The sequence below is a fragment of the Centipeda felix genome (assembly GCF_900186465.1).
Taxonomy (GTDB): Bacteria; Bacillota; Negativicutes; order Selenomonadales; family Selenomonadaceae; genus Centipeda; species Centipeda felix.
Map to the genome: position 1 here is coordinate 155,413 of NZ_LT891957.1, position 20,965 is coordinate 176,377.

Genomic DNA, 20,965 nt, shown 5'->3' on the forward strand with positions numbered 1-20,965 from the left:
GCAGGATCCATGATCGCTAGCTCCTTTCTTTCGTTCATTTCCTTTTATTTTATCAGACATCACGTATTTCTTCCAGTAGGCACATTGTTTTCTCAACAAAGAGCACCCCCATATATCGAATGCTCTTCCGACATACGGGGGTGCTTCTGTTATCCCTCTCCGTTTCCTGCGCCGAGGGTGCGCGTGACGCGGTAGACGTCCTTGAGCTGGCGGACACGCGTCATGACCCGCTCGATCTGGTCGATGTTGCTGACGCTGAGTCCGAGCTGGACGGTGGAGGTTTTATTGCGGCGGTTCGGCGTGGCGTTGATGGTCTGGATGTTGATCTTCATCTCAGACGGCACGGCGAGGATCTCCGAGAGCATCCCGTTGCGGTCGTTGCAGATGATCTCGATGCCGACGGTGTACTCCTTGTCCAGACCGATGTCCCAGCTCACCTCGATCATGCGCGTAAACTCGGTGTCGTTGAGGACGTTCGGGCAGTCGGAGCGGTGCACGGAGACGCCCCGTCCGCGCGTGATGTAGCCCGTGATTGGGTCGCCCGGGACAGGGTTGCAGCAGCGCGCGAGGCGCACGAGGTAGCCGCCCTCCCCTTCGACGAGGACGCCATGACTTGCCTTTTTCCGCTTGCCACGGCGTGGCGCCTTGAGCTCCGAGAGCATCTGCGAGACCTCTGGCGGTGTGCTGTCCTTGATTGCCTGCTGATAGAGCTCAATCAGCTTCGTCATCGCTCCGCGCAGGCTGACACCGCCGTAGCCGAGTGCGGCGAGCAGATCGTCCTCGCTCTGCACATTGAGCTTTTCCGCGACCTTGGCAAGTCGCCCATCCGTCATGAGATCCTTTGCCGCATAGCCAAGACGCTTTGCCTCATCGCGGATGAGGGTCATGCCGCGCTCGATGTTCGCCTCGCGGTTCTCCCGTTTGAACCATGCGCGTATCTTCCCGCGCGTCGCCGAGGAGGCAACGGTGTTCAGCCAGTCGGGGCTCGGTCCGCTGCTCGCCTTGTTCGTGACGATGGAGACGATGTCGCCATTCTTCAGCTTGTATTCGAGCGGCACGATCTTCCCGTTGACCTTTGCGCCGACGCAGTGATGCCCGATCTCCGTGTGGATGTGATAGGCAAAGTCGATGGGGTTCGAGCCTTTCGGCAGATCAATGACATCACCGCGCGGCGTAAAGACAAAGACCTCGTCGGAGAACACATCGAGCTTCAGCGCCTCAAAGAATTCCTTCGGATCGTCGTATTCCTTCTGGAGGCTGACCATCTGACGCAGCCACGACATCTTTTGATCGTTCTCATCGCCCGCGCCGACGCTCCGCCCCGCCTCCTTATACTTCCAGTGCGCCGCAATACCGAACTCGGAGATCTGGTGCATCGCCTTGGTGCGGATCTGGATCTCGAGCGGATCCCCCTCCGTCATGACGGTCGTATGCAGGGACTGATAGCCGTTGGACTTCGGCATGGCAATATAGTCCTTGAACCGCCCCGGGATCGGCTTCCACATCGCGTGGATGACGCCGAGCACACCGTAGCAGTCCTTGACCGTCGAGACGAGGACGCGCACCGCTGAGAGGTCGTAGATCTCATTGATGCTCTTGTTGTCCCGCTTCATCTTGCGATAGATGCTGTAAAAATGCTTCGCGCGGCCCTTGATCTCTGCCTCGATTCCCGCCGCCTCAAGCTGGGCACGGATTTTTTGAACGGCATCCTGAATAAATTCCTGCCGCTCACGCCGCTTCTGCTTAACCTCTTCCACGAGCGTATAGTATGCCTCGGGTTCCAAATACCGCAGGCAAAGATCCTCGAGCTCCGCCTTGATGCCGGAGATGCCGAGACGATTCGCGAGCGGCGCATAGACTTCGAGTGTCTCCCGTGCGATGCGCTGGCGTTTGTCCTCACGCATATACTTCAGCGTGCGCATGTTGTGCAGACGGTCGGCAAGCTTAATCATGATGACGCGGATGTCCTTCGCCATGGCGAGAAACATCTTGCGGTAGTTCTCGAGTTTGACATCCTCCTTGGACATGGACTCAATGCGCCCGAGTTTCGTCACGCCGTCAATGAGCGTCATGACGTTCTTTCCGAATACCGCCTCGATCTCCTCGAGGGTAGTCTGCGTGTCCTCCACCACGTCGTGCAGAAATGCGGCGCATATCGTCTCATCGTCAAGATGGAGCGTTGTAAGGATATAGGCGACGTGCATGGGATGGACGATATATGGCTCACCCGAGACACGTTCCTGTCCCCGATGAGCGTTTGCCGCAAATTCGTAGGCGCGTATAATTTTGTTGATATCCGCGTTTGGCTGATATGCGGCAATTTCCTCCAGGATCATATCGAGTGTCACAGGTTTCAGTTCATCCGACATTTTTTGTCGCCTCCTTTCTCTCCTGATGCTGACGATAGGTCGGCGCATCCATCAGCTCCATTGTACCCCGCGGCGGAACAAAATTCCACCCCTCAGACGATACATTCAGCACGCCGAGCTCCAAAAAGATCTGCAGGGCGCAGTCCATCGTGTAATGTGAGATATGTTCCATCGTATATGAAAAGCGGTGGGTAAGCACAGGTACACTCCCCCGTATCGTCCCATCCTCCGCCGCAAGAGAACGCAGGAAGGCATAGATCCTGCGAAGCAGTTCCCGCTCTGGAAAGATGCGTTCGTGTGCGGCGGGCGTGACCGTATCCACCATGCACTGCACGGAGCGTTCGCCCTGCCACTCGTTGATGCCCGGCGTATAGGCGAGGTCGCTGTCCTCCTCCGTCAGCACTGTCGCGAGATCGCCCGCATTCCAGTAAAGTGCCGTGATGTGATGCTCCCGCGTGCCGATGTCCATGCGCAGATGCTTTCCCTCCGCACCGATGGACGATGCCTTCTGCGGACGGACGTTCCGCACGCCGAAGATCGGGCGCGGATTTCCCATCCCATACGGCTCCAGCAGAGCCAGCTCCTCCACTGTCTCGACGGTCCAGTCCGCAGGAGCGGCAAGAGCAGAAACGGCGACCTTCGGGATAAAGTCCTGCGCGGTCAGTCTGGTGCGCACCGCCTCCGAAAAGGCACGGCGAAAGTCCGAGAGCCGTTCACAGGAGAGTGTCAGTCCTGCCGCCATAGCATGTCCGCCGAACTGGATGAGGGTGTCACGACAGGCGGAAAGTGCCTCATAGAGATGCAGTCCCGCGATGCTGCGGCATGAGCCCTTATAGACATCGTCCAGACGCGTGAGGACAATGCTCGGTCGATAATATTTTTCGACCAGGCGAGATGCCACGATGCCGATTACGCCTGCGTTCCATTCCTCTCCTGCCACGACAATGGCAGGAACATCGGGAGTGAAATCCGCCAGCTGCCGCTCCGCCTCCGCCAAGATGTCCTGCTCCAGATCACGCCGCTCCGTATTGAGTGCATTCAGCTCCCCTGCCATGCGGGAGGCACACGCCGTATCCTCGGTTAGAAGGAGCTCTGCCCCATGACGTGCTGTCTCAAGACGGCCTGCCGCATTGAGACGCGGGGCAAGCTGGAATCCGACCTGTCCCGTGTTGATGCTCTTGTCCGCAAGCCCCGCGACCTCGATGAGGGCGCGGATGCCGACACAAGGGTGCTCTGCCATATGCCGCAGTCCCATCTGTACAATTTTTCGGTTCTCGCCGACGAGCGGCACAAGATCGGCGACCGTGCCGAGTGCCGCGATGTCCAGATACTCTGCAAAGGATTCCTTTCTCTCCATCTGCCAAAGTGCCTGAACGAGCTTAAACGCGACACCAACACCTGCGAGATTCTTCTCCGGATAGGCGCAGTCTGCACGATGCGGGTTCATCACGGCATAGGCAGGCGGGAGCATCTGCCCCGGCAGATGATGATCCGTGATGACGATGTCCATGCCGCCCGCCGCCTCTGCCACAGTATCCACCGAGGCAATGCCGCAGTCCACCGTCACAAGAAGGCGGCAGCCCTCCCCCGCGATCTGCTGCAGGGCATCGGCGTTCAGCCCATAGCCCTCCGTGAAACGGTTCGGGATATAGTAGGAGACATTGCCGCCAAGCGTGCGGATACTCCGCATCAGGAGGGCGGTTGCCGTCATGCCGTCCACGTCGTAGTCCCCGTAGATCACGATCGGCTCGTCACGGCGGATGGCACACAGGACGCGCTCTGCCCCGCGCTCCATATCCGCCATGAGAAAGGGATCATGAAACGGCGTATCCGCGGGGTGGAGAAAAGCTCGCGCTTCCTCTGCCGTGCGGATGCCGCGCTGCCAGAGGAGCTGTCCGATGATGGACGTGACGCCGATCTCTGCGGCGAGCGCGTCCCCCTCGTCTGTATGCTGTGCGACGATCCATTCTTTCAGCACGTTTTTCTCCTCCTCTTCCCACCTCATCAAAAGAGCCTGCTCAGCGACCCAAGCAGGCTCTTTCCCTATGAAATCACTCCGCCGCTGCAGGTTTTACCGCAGGGCGGCGATGCTCCGTCCGATTGCGCAGCTCAATCCAGAGCTGGCTCGCAATGAAGATGGAGGAATAGCAGCCAACCGCAAAGCCGATGAGCAGTGCAAAGGCAAAGTCCTTCGTCGTCTCGCCGCCGAACCAATACAGGGCGAACGTCGTGAACAGCACCGTGAACACCGTATAGAGCGAGCGGGTCAGCGTCTGATAGATGGAACGGTTGACCAGCTCGTTCACATCCCCGCCGCGGCGGAAATGCAGTTTCAGATTCTCACGGATACGGTCAAAGATAACGATGGTATCGTTGATGGAGTATCCGACAATCGTCAGCAGAGCGGCGATAAACGAAGAGTCAATCTGCCGCTGCGTGAACGAAAAGACTGCCATGACGATGATGATGTCATGGATGAGCGCGAGCACGGCCGACACCCCAAAACGCCACTCAAAGCGATACGCGACATAGAGGATGATGAGTGCCCATGAGATCACGAGAGCAAGCACGGCGTTCGTAATCAGCTCGCCGCCGATGGTCGCACCGACCTTTTCCTCGCGCAGCACTGTGTAGGGACCGACATCCTGCGTGAGTGATGCCATGACTTCCTTGCGTTGGTTCTCCTCAAGGTCGATCGTGCGGATCATCACGTTCTCAGACGCATCAATCCCCGCCTCTGCACCTGCAAACTGGATCGTGCTGCCGTCCAGATCATACTTTGCGAGGCTGCTGCGCACCCCCTGCAGGGTCACAGGCTGCTCAAAGCGCAGATCCATGATCGTGCCGCCCGTGAAGTCGATGCCGAAGTTGAATCCGCGCACGCCCATGCAGATAATCCCAGGGATAATGACGAGCAGGGAGATCAGAAACCATATTTTGCGATGTCCTGCGATATCGAACTTAGGCATTCTTCTCAGCCCCCTTCTTTCCCTCGAGCATAAAGCCCGTCGCACCATAGAGGCGCGGATTCTCTGACAGCTTCGAGTTGATCATCAGCTTGAGCATGAACTGCGTCAGCGTGATCGCCGTAAACATGGAGAGAATCGTGCCGACGCCAAGCGTGATGGCAAAGCCGCGTATCGTCCCCGTCCCGAGGAAGAAGAGCACACCCGCCGCGATCAGCGTCGTGACATTCGAGTCAAAGATCGTTGTAAATGCACGCTTGAACCCCGCGTCCATGGCAAGGCGCAGGGACTTCCCATTGATCTGATACTCCTCTTTGAAGTGCTCAAAGATGAGCACGTTCGCATCCACCGCCATGCCGATGGAGAGGATGATGCCCGCAACGCCCGGGAGAGTCAGGGTTGCATCCATCAGGTAGAGGATACCGAGCAGCATGATCGTATATGCCATCAGTGCCACGTCGGCAATGAACCCCGAGAAATGATAGAAGAAAATCATGAATACGACGACCGCACCAAGGCCGACCGCAAAGGCGAACTGGGACTTGTCCTTCGAGTCCTGTCCGAGCGTCGGGCCGACCGTGCGCGTCTCGATGATCTCGACCTTCACGGGCAGTGCGCCGCTGCGCAGGACGACGGCGAGGTTCTGTGCCTCCTCGAGCGTCTTCTGTCCCGTGATCTCCGCACGTCCGCCGAGAATCGGCTCGCGTACGTTTGGCGCAGTGAGTACCTCACCGTCAAGCAGGATCGCAATCGTACGCCCGACGTTCTTCATCGTCAGGTCGGCGAATTTCTGTGCACCCTCATCTGAGAACTCGAGGTTGACGACGTTCTGCCCCGTCTGCGGATTCGTCGATGCCTGTGCATCTTTCAGATCGGTACCGGTCAGGACGGTATTTCCTTCCTCATCACGGAACTCGAGCATCGCCGTCTTGCCAATGGTCTTGATCGCTGCATCGGGATCCTTGACGCCCGGCAGCTCGATGATGACGCGCCGCTCACCCTCGCGCTGGATGATCGGCTCGGTGAGGCCAAGTGCATTGACGCGCTTCTCCATGATCGCCACCACGCGGTTCATCGCATCGTCGTTGACCTGTGCCTGTTCCGTATCGACCGCCTCCAGGACGACGTGTGTACCGCCCTGCAGGTCAAGCCCCTGTCGTATGGAGCTCGCAAGCGGCCGAACGCACACGAAAAAAGCTGCGATGATGACGGCGACCGTAATCACCAGCTTTAACAGACTATGTTGTCTCAACAGCCTTTACCCCTCTTTCACTCTGCCGTTTCGGCAGTCCATGCTGCGCCGCTCGGTCAGAATCCGATCAACGCGTGCATCCCACGCCGCCATGGGAACGGCAGGAACGATCTGAAAATCAAATGCCAGAACGAGACGTTCCGCATGCACCGCACGCGGCAGGAAGCGGTCATAATATCCGCCGCCCAGTCCCAGCCGTCCGCCGTCTGCATCAAACGCCGCACCGGGGACGATGACGACATCGATCTCCTCGGGCGGAATCTGCGCCCCACGTGCAGGATCAGGTGTCGGTATATCAAATGCACCATCGATCAGAGCATCCATGGCAGCCAGTTCCCGTGCCTCCATTGTGCCGCGCCCCGTGATCTCGGGCAAAGCGATGCGTTTCCCCGCAGAGATCAGCTTCTCCATCAGCGGAAAGAGATCAATCTCCTCCGGCATGGATGCGTAGAGCATGACCGTCCCTGCCTGCTTCAGTTCCGGCAGGACCTGCGCCGTGATGACACTGCCCGCATGTGCCCGCTGCTCCGGTGAAACTGCACGGCGGCGGCTCAGCATCTCCCGCCGCAGAGCCTTTTTCTCAGCACGTATATCCTCTGCCATCACAGCGGATTTACTCCTGTCCCTCACTCACGCCGCTGATCGCAGAGCGCTCAAAGACGATGCTGACGTTCTCGGCAGCACTGAGGGTAACGGTTTTCTCATCAATCGCAGTAATCCTGCCATGCATCCCGCCGAGCGTAATGACCGCATCGCCGACCTTCAGACGGCTGAGCATTTCCTCACGCTTCTTCTGTGCCTGCTTCTGCGGGCGGTAGAGGAGGAAGTAAAAGAAGAGCACCAGTATAACAATCGGGCCCCACGAACTCAGCTGTGCCATCATTTCTGCATCCATAAAGACAACTCCTTCACTTATTTCTATGATAGTGACTCATAAAGTCCTGATAAAACGATAAAAACGTCCCATCCAAAATTGACGCACGTATCCGCCGCATGAACTCCTGCAGGAAGTAGAGGTTGTGCAGGGAGAGCAGCCGCAGTCCAAAGATCTCCTGCGCCCGTACGAGATGACGGATGTACGCACGCGTGTACCCATTGCGGCAGGCATAGCAGCCGCAGCCGTCCTCCATGACGGTATGGTCATGCGCATACGCCGCATTCTTCATCACGAGCCGCCCCGTCCATGTCATTGCCATGCCGTTGCGCGCCACGCGCGTCGGGAATACGCAGTCAAACATGTCGATGCCGTGCCGTACCCCCGTGAGGAGGTAGTCGGGGGTCCCGACACCCATGAGGTAGCGCGGTTTCTCCTCGGGCAGAAGCTCTGTCGTATAGGAGAGGATCTCCTCCATCAGTGCATGCGGTTCGCCGACGCTCAGCCCGCCGATGGCATAGCCCGGCAGATCGAGCTCCGTTGCAGCGGCGGCGTGCCATGCGCGCAGGTCGCGGTACATCCCGCCCTGCACGATGCCGAAAAGCCCCTGCTCCTCTGCGCCCGCCATCGCATCGCGGCAGCGGATGAGCCAGCGCTGTGTGCGCTCCGTCGAGGCCTTCGCATAGTCATGGTCGGCAGGATACGGAATGCACTCGTCAAACGCCATGACGATATCCGAGCCGAGCGCGCGCTGCACCTCCATCGATACCTCGGGCGAGAGGAATTTCTTCGCCCCGTCAATATGCGAGCGGAACGTCGCCCCCTCCTCGGTGATCTTGCGCAGATCGCCGAGGCTGAACACCTGAAATCCTCCGCTGTCCGTGAGGATCGCACCGTCCCAGTGCATGAAGCGATGCAGTCCGCCCGCCTCACGCACAAGCTCCATTCCGGGGCGCAGGAAGAGATGATAGGTATTGCTGAGGATGATCCCCGCGCCGAGATCACGCAGCTCATCGGGTGAAACGCCCTTGACGGACGCCTGCGTCCCCACCGGCATGAAGATCGGTGTTGGAAAGCTCCCATGGGGGGTGTGAATGACACCGGCACGCGCACCCGTCGCAGGATCTTTCCGAATCAACTCATAGGTAATCGCCGCCAATCATCCACCTCCACGCCTGCCAAATTCTCTCTATTGGCGCAAACTCTTCCGACTCACAACACTACTATATTATGTATCACGCCCGACATTGTCAAGCCGATTCGCGACAATTCAATGAGCAAATCCAAATTTTACATTCCATAACATTTATCATAGAGCCGAAATCGGTCAAAATATGGCATCATGCCATGCAGTGTGGTATACTTGCCATGATTTATCGTGTGCAGGAGGTAGGAATGTGCGAATTGTAGTAGCAGGCGCGGGACAGCTTGGATACAGCATTGCCTCGCTGCTCTCGGAGGAGGGCATGGACGTCGTCGTGGTGGACGGCGTGTCAAAGCAGCTGGAGGCGGCGAAGACGACGCTCGATGTGCTCACGGTCGAGGCAAATATCGCGAGCCCCATAACGATGAACGATCCCGACATCAATAGTGCGGACATTCTCATCGCGGTGACGGAGAGCGATGAGGTGAACATCGTCGCCTGTGTCCTCGCGAAGAAACACGGCATTCGTCATACGATTGCCCGCATCCGCGATATGAAGGTCACGGTGGAGGCAGGCAAGTATCTCAAGGAAAATTTTGACATTGATCTCGTGCTGAACCCCGAGCTCATCACGGCGAATGAAATCAACCGCATCCTCATGACCCCTGCCGCACTCAACGTGGAGGATTTTGCACAGGGCAAGGTGCAGCTCTTCGAGACGCGCATCCGCCGTCATGCGCCGATCGCCCGCATTCCGCTCAAGGACTTAACCCTGCCGCAAGGTGTCTTGGCAGGGCTGATCTTTCGTGACCATCGAATGATTATCCCCCATGGCGATGATATGTTTCTCCCAGGTGACAATGCCTACTTCATCGGCCTGCAGGAGCGGATCGAGGAGTTCAGCCAGAGCCTCGTGCCCAGCGACACGAAGAAGCTCGCACGCGTCGCCATCATCGGTGCGGGCCGAACGGGACGTGCGCTCGCGCTCATGCTCGAGCGTCAAGGGGTACAGGTAAAGGTGATCGACCGCAGCCGCGAGCGCTGCGAGCTGCTCGCAGGAATGATGTCAACAGGCCTTGCAATCTGCGGCGACGGTACGGATATGGATCTCCTGATGCAGGAGGGAATCGCCGAGGCGGATGCCATCGTCTGCCTGACGGAGGACGACAAGCTGAATCTGATGCTTGCCCTCCTCGCACGCCATCTCTCAAACAGCAGCATCAAGTCATTGGTACGCGTCAACCGCAATGAGTATATCGATCTCATGGAGAAGGTCGGCGTAACCATCGCGCTCTCGGCGCGTCTGCTCTCCGCAAGCGAGGTGCTCGCCTTTGCGCGAGGCGGCGATGTGGCGCGTGTCACCCTGCTCGAGGGCGCACGTGCAGAGGCGCTCGAGGTGATCGTCCGCCCCGGTGCTCCCGTCGCAGGAAAAAAACTGATGGATGCACGGCTCCCGCGCGAATGTCTCGTCTGTGCCTATGTGCGCGGAGAGAAAGCGGCAATCCCGAACGGCACGACGGAGCTGCAGCCGGGAGACCGTGTCATTCTCTTCGTCCTGAAGAGTTTTGCCAATAAGGCTCTCACCTACTTTGGAGACGACTGATGCGTTTTGATCTCTTTTGGGTGCTCATGGGGCGCACGGCGTACGTCTTCGCTCCGCTCTATCTTATTCCCTTTGCCTATGGGATAATCGTCGGCGATGCCTCGACCGGTTTTTTTCTCGTTCTCAGTGTACTGACCTTTATCCTCGGCATGGTGTTCGGCAATATGGGGCGCAGTCACATGCGCCAGTTATCCGTGCAGGAAGGGACGCTCTTTCTGCTCGTCGTGTGGTTTTTCCTCGCGCTGCTCGGCATGCTGCCCTTTCATCTGGCGGGGCTGCATCTCTCGCCGATCAATACCTTCTTTGAATGTATCTCAGCACTTACGACGACGGGTCTGACGGCACTGCCCGAGGATCTGCCGCCCGCACTCCTCCTCTGGCGCGGACTCATGAGCTGGTTCGGCGGACTGCTCTTTGTCGTCATTCTTGTGACGGTGCAGCCCGTTGTCAGCGGCTGCTTCGGCGTGGATTTTTCGGTGCGGCAGGAGCGGCTCTTCAGCCCTCTATGGAACCGCATGACGCGCCCCATGCACGAGATGACGCTGCTCTACATTGCCATCACAATTGCTGCGGCTCTCCTCTATCTTGCGGCGGGCGACACGGTCTTCTCAGCACTGCTGCTCGCCCTCTATACGATTGCCTCGGGGGCAGGGCCGATGGCGGGCGACCTCCCGCCAACACCATCTCTGATGCTCGCCGGCGGTCTCAGCGCTCTGCTCTCAGCACTGCCGCTCCTCACGATCCGACAGCTCCTGCGTCGACGCAGCGAGGTGGACGTACTGCGCCACACAGAGCTGCAGGCCTTTTGCCTGCTCTTTCTCTCCGCCGGGCTGGTGCTCACCATTCCAGCTCTTCTGTCCAGCACATCCTCCCCCATCGATGCCATTGCCCACGGATTTTTCTACGCCATTTCCTTTCTCTCCACGAATGGGCTGCTGCTCGCGGGAGCGATCCCCGTCCACGGCGGTGCTGTGCTGCTCCTGACGCTCCTCGCCATCATCGGCGGCTGCATGGGCTCGGCAGCAGGCGGTTTCCGCATTTCGCGCCTGCTCGTACTGCTCGCACTCTCATGGACGGAACTGCGGCGCACCCTGCACCCGCGCATTGTATTCGCCGTGCGGCAGGGGGGAATGCCGATCCCCATCCACTCGGTCGGACGGGTGCTCGTCCTCTCTTTTTTCTTCGCTGCAGTCTTTTCAGTCAGCAGTCTCCTCATCTCTCTGACAAACCTCGCCCCCATCGAGACGATTGCTCTGACGGTCTCCTGTCTCACAACGACGGGCGGTGTCGCGGGGCTGGTACACATGGACACAGCAGCGGCGCTCCCGGCATGGACAAAGATCGTCTGTGTCTTTCTCATGATCCTTGGACGCATCGAGATTTTTGCCTTTTTCCTTTTCATCGGTGCGCTGTTCAAGGACACCGGGCATAACTGGTAGGACGCTATGAATATCTATACGGTCAACTATATTCTGTCACGCCTTTCCTTTGCGATGGCGGCGGCACTCGCGATCCCCCTCGTCCTCGCCATCGTCGGCAAGGAGGCAAGCCGCGAGGCGTTCATGCTGTCCGTCTTCGTCAGCATTTTTTTCGGCATTGCCTTTCGCCGCTACGGGGAACGCTCCGATGATCTGACCCCGCGCGAGGGGATCGCCATTACAGCGTTCGGCTGGTTCACGGGGACTTTTCTCGGGATGCTTCCCTACCTCCTCGGCCACTACCTCGGTTTTCTCGACGCACTCTTTGAGAGTATCTCGGGCTTTACCGGTACGGGCGCGACGGTCTTTGTCACACTCGATGGGGTGCCGTACAGCATCCTCTTCTGGCGGATGATGACAGCGTGGATCGGCGGCCTCGGCATCATCGTGATCTTTATCGCGCTGCTCCCGCAGTCCGGGGCAAGCACGATCTATATGTACAGTGCCGAGGGCAGCGGTCCGACGCTCGACCGCGTCATGCCGCGCCTGCACGAGATGACCGTCGCACTCTTTAAAATTTATCTGATCTTCACCATCATAACAACGGCTGTTTTCATGCTGTGCGGTGTCGATTTCAGTATTGCTCTTGCCCACGCAATGTCCACCATCGGAACCTGTGGATTCTCCACCTACGACGACAGCACGATGCACTTTCACAATCTCCCATTCGAGCTGTGGACGGCGCTCTTCATGTTCCTCGCAGGCGGCAGCTTCTCACTCTACTACCGTGCCTATGTCAAGGGACCTGCGGTCATTCTGCACAACACGGAGTTTCGCACCTATCTCGGCATCGTTCTCGCGGCGACGCTCCTCATCGCGCTCAACCTCATCCTCTCGATGGGGATGGACGGCAGTATGGCGGCACGCGTCGCAATCTTTCAGGTGACCTCGCTGTCGACGACGGGATTCGTGTCGGCGGACTTTGAGACGTGGCCGACCTTCTCCAAGATGGTACTGCTCCTCCTCATGGTGATCGGCGGCTGCGCAGGCTCGACAGCAAGCGGCATCAAGGTGGTACGCCTCATCCTCCTCGTGCGCAACGCACGTGCCGTCGTCCTCCAAAAGCTGAATCCGAACCGCGTGGTGGATATCACGCTCACGGGCGCACATGTCGACGGCGCAATGCTGCTGCGCGTCGGGACATTTTTCTTTCTCTACCTCGCCGTCATCTTTGTCACGGCGTTCCTGCTCGCCATGGACGGTCTTCTCCCGTTCGATGCTGTCGCCGTCGCCATCACGACCATCGGCAACATCGGCCCCGCATTTGGGATCGTGAGCGCGACCTCCACCTACGCACCGCTCTCCGATTTCTCAAAGGCGATACTCTGCCTCACGATGCTCCTCGGCCGCCTTGAGATCTTCACCCTGCTCATTCTCCTGCAGCCGTCGTTCTGGCGCAGGACGTATCGGTGGTAAAAAATGGGGACTGTCCAGCGAAACATCTTCGCTGACAGTCCCTACTATTTTTTACGCCGCAGTTCTTCGAGCCGCGCCAGTGTTGCACGATCGATCCGTTCGTGCACCTCGATGCGCCCGAGCGGTTTCGTGTGCGTGCTGATGTACTCCGCACGCATCAATTTTTTTGCCTTTTTTACCGAACGCCGCAGCTCGGGTGAGGTAATGCGATACGCGCCTGCCCCGAGGATAAGGCTCTGCTCTGCTCCGTCCGACGTGACGACGTGTACCTCACGTCCCATGCGCACCGCTGTATAGGCGAGCCTCTCGATGCAGCTGTCCGCCGTCTCCCCCGTCGCTGTATAGATGACACGCATACGACTGCTGATCTCCAGCGCATGCTCCTCTTCGTCCGTAGCAAATGCGTCAAAGACAACGGTCATCTCGTAGTTCTCAAACGCACCGTACTCCGTCAAAATACGGATGAGGACATCACGCGCCTCGTCGAGGTTGCTGCGCAGGCGAATGAGCTCCGGCCACGCGTTGATGACGTTGTAGCCGTCGATGAGGTAATACGCGGGTTCCCGCTGCATTGCCATGTCACACCGCAGCCTTTGCCCTGCGCTGCCGCTGTGCCTCGTACATGAGGATCGCCCCCGCAACGGAGGCATTGAGGGAGTTGATCTTCCCCACCATGGGCAGGCGTACGGTAAAGTCACAGAGATCACGCGTGAGGCGGCTCATGCCGCGTCCCTCGCTGCCGATGACGAGGACGAGAGCGCCTGTGAGATTGGCATGGTCATAGGTCTCCTCGCCGCTCATATCCGCCCCCGCAATCCAAAAGCCCTGCTCTTTCAGCGCACGCATGGTCTGTGCGATGTTGCCGATGCGCGCAACGGGCACGTATTCGAGTGCCCCCGCCGAAACGCGCGCGACGGTTTCCGTCAGGGGGACACTGTGGCGGCGCGGGAGAAGAATCCCGTGGACGCCGGCCGCATCTGCTGTGCGGAGCAATGCGCCGAGATTCTGCGGATCCTCGATGCCGTCGAGGAGCAGGAGGAGCGGATTCTCCCCGCGCGCCCGCGCGCCCGCGATGATCTCCTCCACCGCAGCGTAGGCGACGGGTGCAACATAGGCGACTGCCCCTTGATGCCGCACATCCTGCGACACGAGGGCATCGAGCTTGCTGCGGCCGACCGTGTCCACCGTGATGCCATGCTCGCGTGCGAGATCCCGCAGTTCGTTGACGCCACCACCGCGCACATTGTCGGCGAGCAGAATGCGGTTGATGCCGCGCCCCGCCTTGATCGCCTCGATGATGGCATGCCGTCCCGCCAAGATGGGCGGGGCCTTTTCCTCCTGCGGCACAGCATTGCGCTGTGCATGCTTTTCTTTCATCGGATTCACCTTCTGCACCATCAGCTGCGCGGGATAAACGCTTCAAGCCACGGCTCCTCTGCGACGATGAGATCGCGCATCCGCAGCATCATCTCTTTGATTTCCCACTGCGCCCCGGGGGTTGTGACGCGCTTTTCATAGACATCCATAAAGGAGCGCAGATTGAGTGTCGTGACGAAATTCGTGCACGCTCCGCCCGGCAGAACAAAGCGCGCATCCTGCTTTGCGACACCGAGCGCGAGAAGCTCGTCGTATGTCTTTTGGATCTCCTGCATACAAGCCATATAGCGTGCATACGCCTCTGCGTTTTCCGCCACGGTCTGCGGGACGACATGCTCAAAGAGCCCGTCCGTCTGCTTTTCGGACTGCTCCGAGACATAGCGCTGACTCTGCACGCTCAGTGAAACGCCGATGCGATGACGGCTGTATTGGGCGAGGAGCGTGCGCGACACATCCTTAACGGCAAAGGTCATGGAGCAGTGCTCGACGACAGAAAGATGTTTGCTCGTCATAATGCGCGTGAGGAGACGCAGCATCTCCTCCTCCGTCTTTTCCTCCGTGAGCAGTTCGATGGGCGAGTCTGCGCTGTAGCAGGTGCGCGCCGCTGTCCAGCAAGTTTTAAGGTAATTCGGCGTCTTCGAGATCAGTTTAATTTCCATGCTTTTTTTCCCCCTGCATCTCCTCCATCATTGCCTTGGCAATGATCTGAAATGCCGCTTCTGTAATCTCCTCGAGACGCTCTGTCTCATGGCGAATGTAGAGGCTGCCGAGAAGCGCCTCAAAGCCCGTACTCGCATGGTAATCCGCGACTGATGCACTGCGCGGCGCATGGCTCTTCGTATTCCGTGCACGGCGGTAGATCGTTTGCTCCTCCTCGGTCAGCATAGGGGCGATGCCGCGATAGGCGCGTGCCTGCCAGACCGCCGAGACGATCTGAGCACTGAATGCGTGCAGCCCCTGCACCTGCGTCTGTTCGTACGAGAGGAGACGCATGCGTACATAGAGGTGAAAATATGCGTCGCCAATGTAGGCAAGCACGAGCGGATGCACCTGGGCGGCATCCACATGGTCATAGCGCACGGCGGGATTCCCGTCGCCATCCGGCAGGAACATCGTGCGAACGAGCTGCTGAAAGCGTTCAAACTTCATGCGCTTGTTACGCCCGCTTCCAGCGCACACCAGTCGGCGTGTCCTCGATGAGAACGCCCGCCTCCTTCAGCCCGTCGCGAATCTTATCCGCAAGTGCCCAGTTCTTCTGTGCACGCGCTTCCTGCCGCAGGGAGATAACAAAGTCCATGATAGCATTAGTCAGGCCATCGTCTGCGGGAGCCACCTCATCCTGCTCAAAGATGCCGATGATCCCGGCCATTTTGCGATATGCCTCGGCTGCCATGCGGAAATGTGCCATGTCAAACGCTGCGCCGCGCTCGATCTCCTGATGATAGCGATTGATCTCCTTCGCGAGCCCAAACATCTGACTGATCGCAAGTGCCGTGTTGAAATCGTCGTCCATCGCTGCATCAAAGTCGCGCAGAAATGTCTCCGCCTGCGCGGCAAGATCCGCCGCCGTGTCCGCTGTTCCCTCCCGTTTCAGGAGCTCGTCGATCACGTCATTCGCGCCTTTCAGACGCGCAAGAGCCGCCTGTGCCTCCTTCAGCCGCTCATCGCTGAAATCGAGCGGGCTGCGGTAATGGGTCTGGAGGATGAAGAAACGGATCACCTCGCCCGGATATTCCTTCAGAATGTCCTTGACCGTAAAGAAGTTATTCTTCGACTTCGACATTTTCTCGTTGTCGATGGTGATAAAGCCATTGTGCAGCCAGTAACGTGCAAATTTTACGTCAGCGTCGATGCATGGATCTGCCTGTGCAATTTCATTCTCGTGATGCGGGAAGATCAGATCGCTGCCGCCGCCGTGGAAGTCAAACGCCTCACCGAGATACTTCACAGACATTGCCGAGCACTCGATGTGCCAGCCGGGGCGTCCCTTCCCCCATGGGCTGTCCCACGAGGGTTCGCCCGGCTTTGCCGCCTTCCACAGAGCAAAGTCCATCGGATGATGCTTCGTCTCGTTGACCTCGACGCGCGCACCTGCCTCCATGTCGTCAAGACTGCGTCCGCTGAGGCATCCGTACGGAGCAAATGCCTCGACGCTGTAGTAGACGTCGCCCGCCTCCGTAACGTAGGCATAGCCGCGCTCGATCAGCGTCTCGATCATGCGGATGATGTCGTCCATCGTCTCGGAGACGCGCGGGAATACATCGGCACGATGCACATTCAGCGCATCCATCGCCGTGAAGTAGGCGGCGATATAGCGGTCAGAGATCTCCTTCCACGTCACGCCCTCGCGATTCGCCGCATGGATGATCTTATCATCCACGTCGGTGAAGTTCTGGATGTAGCGTACGCGATAGCCCTTGTGCGCGAGATAGCGGCGTATGACATCCCACGTCACAAAGGGACGTGCATTTCCGATGTGCGGGTCATTATAGGGAGTTACACCGCAGCAGTAAATGCTGACCTCGCCCTCACGCAGCGGGTGAAACTCTTCTTTTTTTCGGGTCATTGTATTGTAAACAGTAATCATCGTATCTCCTTATTCACGCTTTTCAAGGACATCCAGCCGCGCCTTCAGTGCGGCGATCTCCTGACGCATCTGTTCGATCATCTCCGCCTCCGGATCGGGCAGCATGTCATGATCGAGGTCAACATCCAGCTCACTCGCGATCTCCTCGGCACTCTCCTCACAGTCTATGGAGTAGGCGCGTGCCCTCAGCAGCTCTGCCTCTGTACGGACACGCTGTCCCTTCATCACGACAATGCGCCCCGGGATGCCAACCACTGTGGCATGTGCGGGAACGGGTCGCAGGACAACAGAGCCCGCACCGATCTTGGCGTGGTCGCCCACCGTGAACGAGCCAAGCACCTTGGCACCCGATGCCACGACGACGTTGTTGCCGAGCGTCGGATGGCGCTTTCCCTTTTCTTTGCCCGTTCCACCGAGGGTCACCCCCTGGTAGAGCGTGACATTCCGCCCGATCTCCGCCGTCTCCCCGATGACAATGCCTGTCCCGTGGTCGATAAAGAGCCCCTCGCCGATGCTCGCTCCCGGGTGGATCTCAATCCCCGTCAGGAAACGCCCGAAGTTCGAGATCAGGCGCGGAATCAGCACCCAGCCGCGCACAAAGAGTGCGTGGGCGATACGGTGCAGCCAGATGGCATGCAGCCCGCCGTAGCAGAGCACCACCTCGATCACGCTCTGCGCCGCCGGGTCACGCTCAAAAACGACGCGAATATCGCGCCTGATCTGTGCGAACATGAAAGAATCCTCTCTGTGATAAAACACAAAAAACAACACGGGTAACATCGAAGTTTGTGCCGTGCTTTTTTATTTTATCAAAAAAAGAGCTGCCGCGCAACCGCAAGAAAACACCCGCAGAGCCACGCCTCACGAGTGTTTTCTTGCAGCTGTCGGCACGCTCAGAGCCCCTCCTCATCACGGCCATGATGCGGCTGTCCATCGACGATCTGCATTGCGCGCACCGTCTCTGTGAGCACCTCCACCTCGTATTGGAGCTCCATGCCCTCAGCGCGGTTCAGGACGTCGCCCTTATGCGTCGACACATAGCGCGGGGGCAGATTGTTGAGGGCAATCATCATCATATCCGTCCTGCACCGATCGCACATACAGATGTCGGGGTACTGCGGCGCAAGACGCTTCAGCATGTGATCGACGGCATCCTCCATGTAGTTCTTAAATGGCAGATGATTCATCGCATCATTCCTCCCCACCGTGGGTTCAGCCCAGACGAACGGTATAGATGGTTCCCTTGTAGTTCTTCGCCATGAGCGCCTTTTCCGCAGCAACCGTGTACTCAATCGTATTCGGCGACTTCTTGCGGATATAGACACCGACATCGTCGTCGTCACTCACATCGCTGTCGTCGATCATGCACCGCACCATGCGCACCTCAGCCGCCTTCATGTTCCCCTTGAGCGCACGCGGTTCCTGCGTGTAGTACAGCTCGAACTCATCCTCATCCGCATACGTAAAGTAGGTCCATACACCGTAGTCGACGCGTGCATCGATGTCCACATGGAAGCAGCCATGCTCGTTCAGGCTGCCGAGAAAATACGGGAACAGCAGCTCGTCATGCGCATCGACATTCTTGTTGATGATCTTGACATCCTTCCCGCCCTTACGGCAGCGGAGCAGACCAAAGGCCACGCCCGTCTTTCCCGTGCGCAGGCGGTCAAAACCATCGAGGAGCTTTTTGCCCATCTCCTTCTCCTCATGCTCCATACCGAGCGGGAGGTAGAGGATGAAGGGTGCGTCCTTGCGCTGCATCGTAGACTTTGTATGCTCTTGCTTCTTTCCGTCCGTTTTCTCGCCTGCCGTTTTCGCTGCGGGCGATATGGCGCCGATCTGACGATCAATGTACTCATCGAACAGCTTCCGTACGATGGGTGCCTTACAGGAGTTGCCCGCGAGGAAGATGTGTACCTGCCGTACATCACGTCCCTTGAAGGCTGCCGCCATCGCCTGAAAGAAGTTATCTACGCCGCGCCGTATGCGGTTCTCAAGTGTGCGCTCGAGCTTTTTCACGTCGATGTGCAGGCGGACATCCGCACGGTTTCCTGCATTCCCCGTTTTTTCCGAGGAGAACAGTGTCATCTCCGTATCGAACGCATCCCCAGCCGCGAACTCCTCATAGCCTGCGCCATGTTCCCAGAAGGGACGCAGCCGCTCGGCGAGGATCTTGTTGTTGAGATGCGACGCCGCATCGCGCGTCTCGCGCACGAGTGCCTCCGCCCCCGCAAATGTCTCACTCTCGGGCGGGAGCGCAAATGTGATCTTATGCTGGCGCATCTCGGGCAGATTGTCCTTGAATACCTCGTAGGCAAGCAGCTCGAGGATGTTCTCTCCGCCGAGATACATATCGCTGCCGAAACCAAACTGCTCGATGATGAACTTGCGCCGCCCATTCTCCGGTACGGACTCCACGCCGAAGTCAAAGTCCGTCGTGCCGCCGCCGAAGTCAAACACGCCGTAGGCGACCTCCTCGCCCGCACGCTTCGGCTCAAGCCCGTATGCTTCAAGGGCACTGATCGCGTACGCAGCGGGCTCATTTGCCCCATCGTACACGCGGAAACGGCGCATCATATCCGCATCGTCGAGAAGAGCCTTCGGCAGCGTCTTTCTGAGTCCGCGCTCAAAGCTCTGGCGGATGTGCTCGCGTACGCTCTTCTCATAGCCCACGGGGAAGGAGAGGATATAGTCGAGATAGATGCTGCGATGCATATTGTTGATATAGAGTCCGAGATAGTAGGCGTAGATCTCGATGGGGTCGAAGCCGCCCGCATCGAGCGGCTGCGTCTCCGCATACGGCTTTACCTCCTGAATGTAGCCGTGCCGATCCTTCAGGATCGGGGAGTTCGCCGTGTCCCTTGTCCAGCGTTTCAGCTCGCTGAACACGGAGTAGTAGACAGCGATCCCCTCCGTCGACTGACGCTCAAAGATCGCATCCGCCGCCTGATGCGACGCGGTCACCTGCGCCCACTCCGTATAGGGGCGTCCCTCGCGTGCACGGTAGAGCTGCTTGAACTTTTCAATATCGATCAGCTCAATCGCCGTCGGATTCTCATAGTCCTGAATCGTCGGCTCATTGGAGTAGTCGCCCTTGCCGATGCGCAGGAGACGTGCCTCGCGGTCACGGCAGACGACGACCGTACTGCGCGTACCGAAGTCGATCGCGCAGGTTCCGTTCATGATCACGTCCATCTGGGGCGGACGTGCCACGAGGAAATCCGTCGGCGGCAGACGCAGACAGACGCTGTCCTCACGCCCCTCATCCGTCAGTTCCTCGTAGAGATCCCAATGCCCCAGGCTCATATCCGTCAGGATGCGCTCCGCATAGGGCTGGATATTGGCGCGGACATGGTCCGTATACAGGAGAGATTTCTTGAACGGCTCGATGGAAAAATCGAGGGCAACCGAGCCCGTATTGATCGCCGTCTCAATAACGCTCTGGATGTCAAAGGTCGTGCCGAAGATCGTCTCCTTGAACCGCCCTGCCACCACATCCTCGGCAAAACGCTCATGGTCAAAGATGAGCTGATCCTCCTCGATGCGGATGTAGGCACGGATCTTCGGATACTCCGCCACCAGACGGCGCAGACGCTCCTCCTGCTCGTGCGAGACATCCTCGGCGTTGAACTCATCCGAAATCCATTTCAGGAAGCTCTGTGCGCCGCTCGTCTCCATCCCAAGGGAGAACATATACTTCTTATTGACAATGGAGGCTGTCTCATCTTTGAGCGCAGCAATATCTCTGCCGATTTGCTTTCCAAAACGAAGCGTACTCTCGTAAAAGAATTGCCGAAATGCGTTCTTTTTCAGATGTAAGCTGCGCATGAGCACCGGACGCGCCGTCGCCTGCACCTCTTTTCGCGTCATTCATTCATCTCCTAACGAAAAACAAAATT

Annotated in this window: 18 protein-coding genes; 3 read left to right on the plus strand and 15 right to left on the minus strand. The window is 58.3% G+C overall.

What is annotated here, in order from left to right:
• Positions 1-149: 149 nt before the first annotated feature.
• The 7 genes from C1713_RS03295 to tgt all read right to left on the minus strand — a co-directional run bounded on the left by C1713_RS03295 (position 150) and on the right by tgt (position 8,620).
• Complete coding sequence (locus C1713_RS03295) at positions 150-2,369, minus strand: RelA/SpoT family protein (RefSeq protein ID WP_102493038.1); 2,220 nt, start codon at positions 2,367-2,369, stop codon at positions 150-152.
• Positions 2,359-4,347, minus strand: coding sequence for a single-stranded-DNA-specific exonuclease RecJ (recJ, locus tag C1713_RS03300; protein WP_170950758.1), 1,989 nt, complete (start codon positions 4,345-4,347; stop codon positions 2,359-2,361). The genes C1713_RS03295 and recJ overlap by 11 nt, the downstream gene beginning before the upstream one ends.
• A gap of 73 nt (positions 4,348-4,420) precedes the next feature.
• Positions 4,421-5,338 (minus strand): protein translocase subunit SecF, encoded by a 918-nt coding sequence (gene secF / locus C1713_RS03305; RefSeq protein ID WP_061946731.1) that lies wholly within the window; start codon positions 5,336-5,338, stop codon positions 4,421-4,423.
• Positions 5,331-6,560, minus strand: a complete 1,230-nt coding sequence (gene secD, locus C1713_RS03310; protein WP_006691247.1) for a protein translocase subunit SecD — start codon at positions 6,558-6,560, stop codon at positions 5,331-5,333. Before secD ends, secF begins: the two co-directional genes overlap by 8 nt.
• A 33-nt stretch (positions 6,561-6,593) precedes the next feature.
• The gene (locus tag C1713_RS03315; protein WP_102493040.1) at positions 6,594-7,190 is read right to left on the minus strand and encodes a 5-formyltetrahydrofolate cyclo-ligase; all 597 of its coding nucleotides are present in this window, start codon (positions 7,188-7,190) and stop codon (positions 6,594-6,596) included.
• A 10-nt stretch (positions 7,191-7,200) separates the two neighbouring features.
• A complete protein-coding gene (gene yajC / locus C1713_RS03320; protein WP_006691249.1) occupies positions 7,201-7,482 on the minus strand; it encodes a preprotein translocase subunit YajC in 282 nt (93 codons plus the stop codon).
• Positions 7,483-7,495: 13 nt separating this feature from the next.
• Complete coding sequence (gene tgt, locus C1713_RS03325) at positions 7,496-8,620, minus strand: tRNA guanosine(34) transglycosylase Tgt (RefSeq protein ID WP_102493041.1); 1,125 nt, start codon at positions 8,618-8,620, stop codon at positions 7,496-7,498.
• A 238-nt stretch (positions 8,621-8,858) separates the two neighbouring features.
• Between tgt and trkA the strand changes: the two genes are divergently transcribed.
• From trkA to C1713_RS03340, 3 genes are read left to right on the plus strand one after another with little or no spacing between them, the layout of a single operon-like run.
• A complete protein-coding gene (gene trkA / locus C1713_RS03330) occupies positions 8,859-10,208 on the plus strand; it encodes a Trk system potassium transporter TrkA (protein WP_009442277.1) in 1,350 nt (449 codons plus the stop codon).
• Positions 10,208-11,647 (plus strand): TrkH family potassium uptake protein, encoded by a 1,440-nt coding sequence (locus tag C1713_RS03335; protein ID WP_102493042.1) that lies wholly within the window; start codon positions 10,208-10,210, stop codon positions 11,645-11,647. The genes trkA and C1713_RS03335 overlap by 1 nt, the downstream gene beginning before the upstream one ends.
• Positions 11,648-11,653: 6 nt before the next feature.
• Entirely contained in the window at positions 11,654-13,102 is a 1,449-nt protein-coding gene (locus tag C1713_RS03340; protein ID WP_102493043.1) for a TrkH family potassium uptake protein, read from the plus strand.
• A 44-nt stretch (positions 13,103-13,146) separates the two neighbouring features.
• Here C1713_RS03340 and C1713_RS03345 read toward each other — a convergent pair whose 3' ends face one another.
• The 8 genes from C1713_RS03345 to C1713_RS03380 form a co-directional block, all read right to left on the minus strand.
• Positions 13,147-13,680 (minus strand): NYN domain-containing protein, encoded by a 534-nt coding sequence (locus C1713_RS03345; RefSeq protein ID WP_102493044.1) that lies wholly within the window; start codon positions 13,678-13,680, stop codon positions 13,147-13,149.
• Between the two features lies 1 nt (position 13,681).
• The gene (rlmB, locus tag C1713_RS03350) at positions 13,682-14,479 is read right to left on the minus strand and encodes a 23S rRNA (guanosine(2251)-2'-O)-methyltransferase RlmB (RefSeq protein ID WP_102493145.1); all 798 of its coding nucleotides are present in this window, start codon (positions 14,477-14,479) and stop codon (positions 13,682-13,684) included.
• 20 nt (positions 14,480-14,499) lie between these two features.
• Entirely contained in the window at positions 14,500-15,138 is a 639-nt protein-coding gene (gene thyX / locus C1713_RS03355) for an FAD-dependent thymidylate synthase (protein WP_009442282.1), read from the minus strand.
• Positions 15,128-15,628, minus strand: coding sequence for a Mini-ribonuclease 3 (locus C1713_RS03360; RefSeq protein ID WP_009442284.1), 501 nt, complete (start codon positions 15,626-15,628; stop codon positions 15,128-15,130). The genes thyX and C1713_RS03360 overlap by 11 nt, the downstream gene beginning before the upstream one ends.
• A gap of 7 nt (positions 15,629-15,635) precedes the next feature.
• Positions 15,636-17,066, minus strand: a complete 1,431-nt coding sequence (cysS, locus tag C1713_RS03365) for a cysteine--tRNA ligase (protein ID WP_102493045.1) — start codon at positions 17,064-17,066, stop codon at positions 15,636-15,638.
• A gap of 9 nt (positions 17,067-17,075) precedes the next feature.
• Entirely contained in the window at positions 17,076-17,798 is a 723-nt protein-coding gene (gene cysE / locus C1713_RS03370) for a serine O-acetyltransferase (RefSeq protein WP_039980823.1), read from the minus strand.
• Positions 17,799-17,959: 161 nt separating this feature from the next.
• Positions 17,960-18,253: a late competence development ComFB family protein gene (locus tag C1713_RS03375; protein WP_009442287.1), complete on the minus strand. Its 294-nt coding sequence runs from the start codon at positions 18,251-18,253 to the stop codon at positions 17,960-17,962.
• A 25-nt stretch (positions 18,254-18,278) separates the two neighbouring features.
• Positions 18,279-20,936, minus strand: coding sequence for an Hsp70 family protein (locus tag C1713_RS03380; protein WP_102493046.1), 2,658 nt, complete (start codon positions 20,934-20,936; stop codon positions 18,279-18,281).
• Positions 20,937-20,965 lie beyond the last annotated feature (29 nt).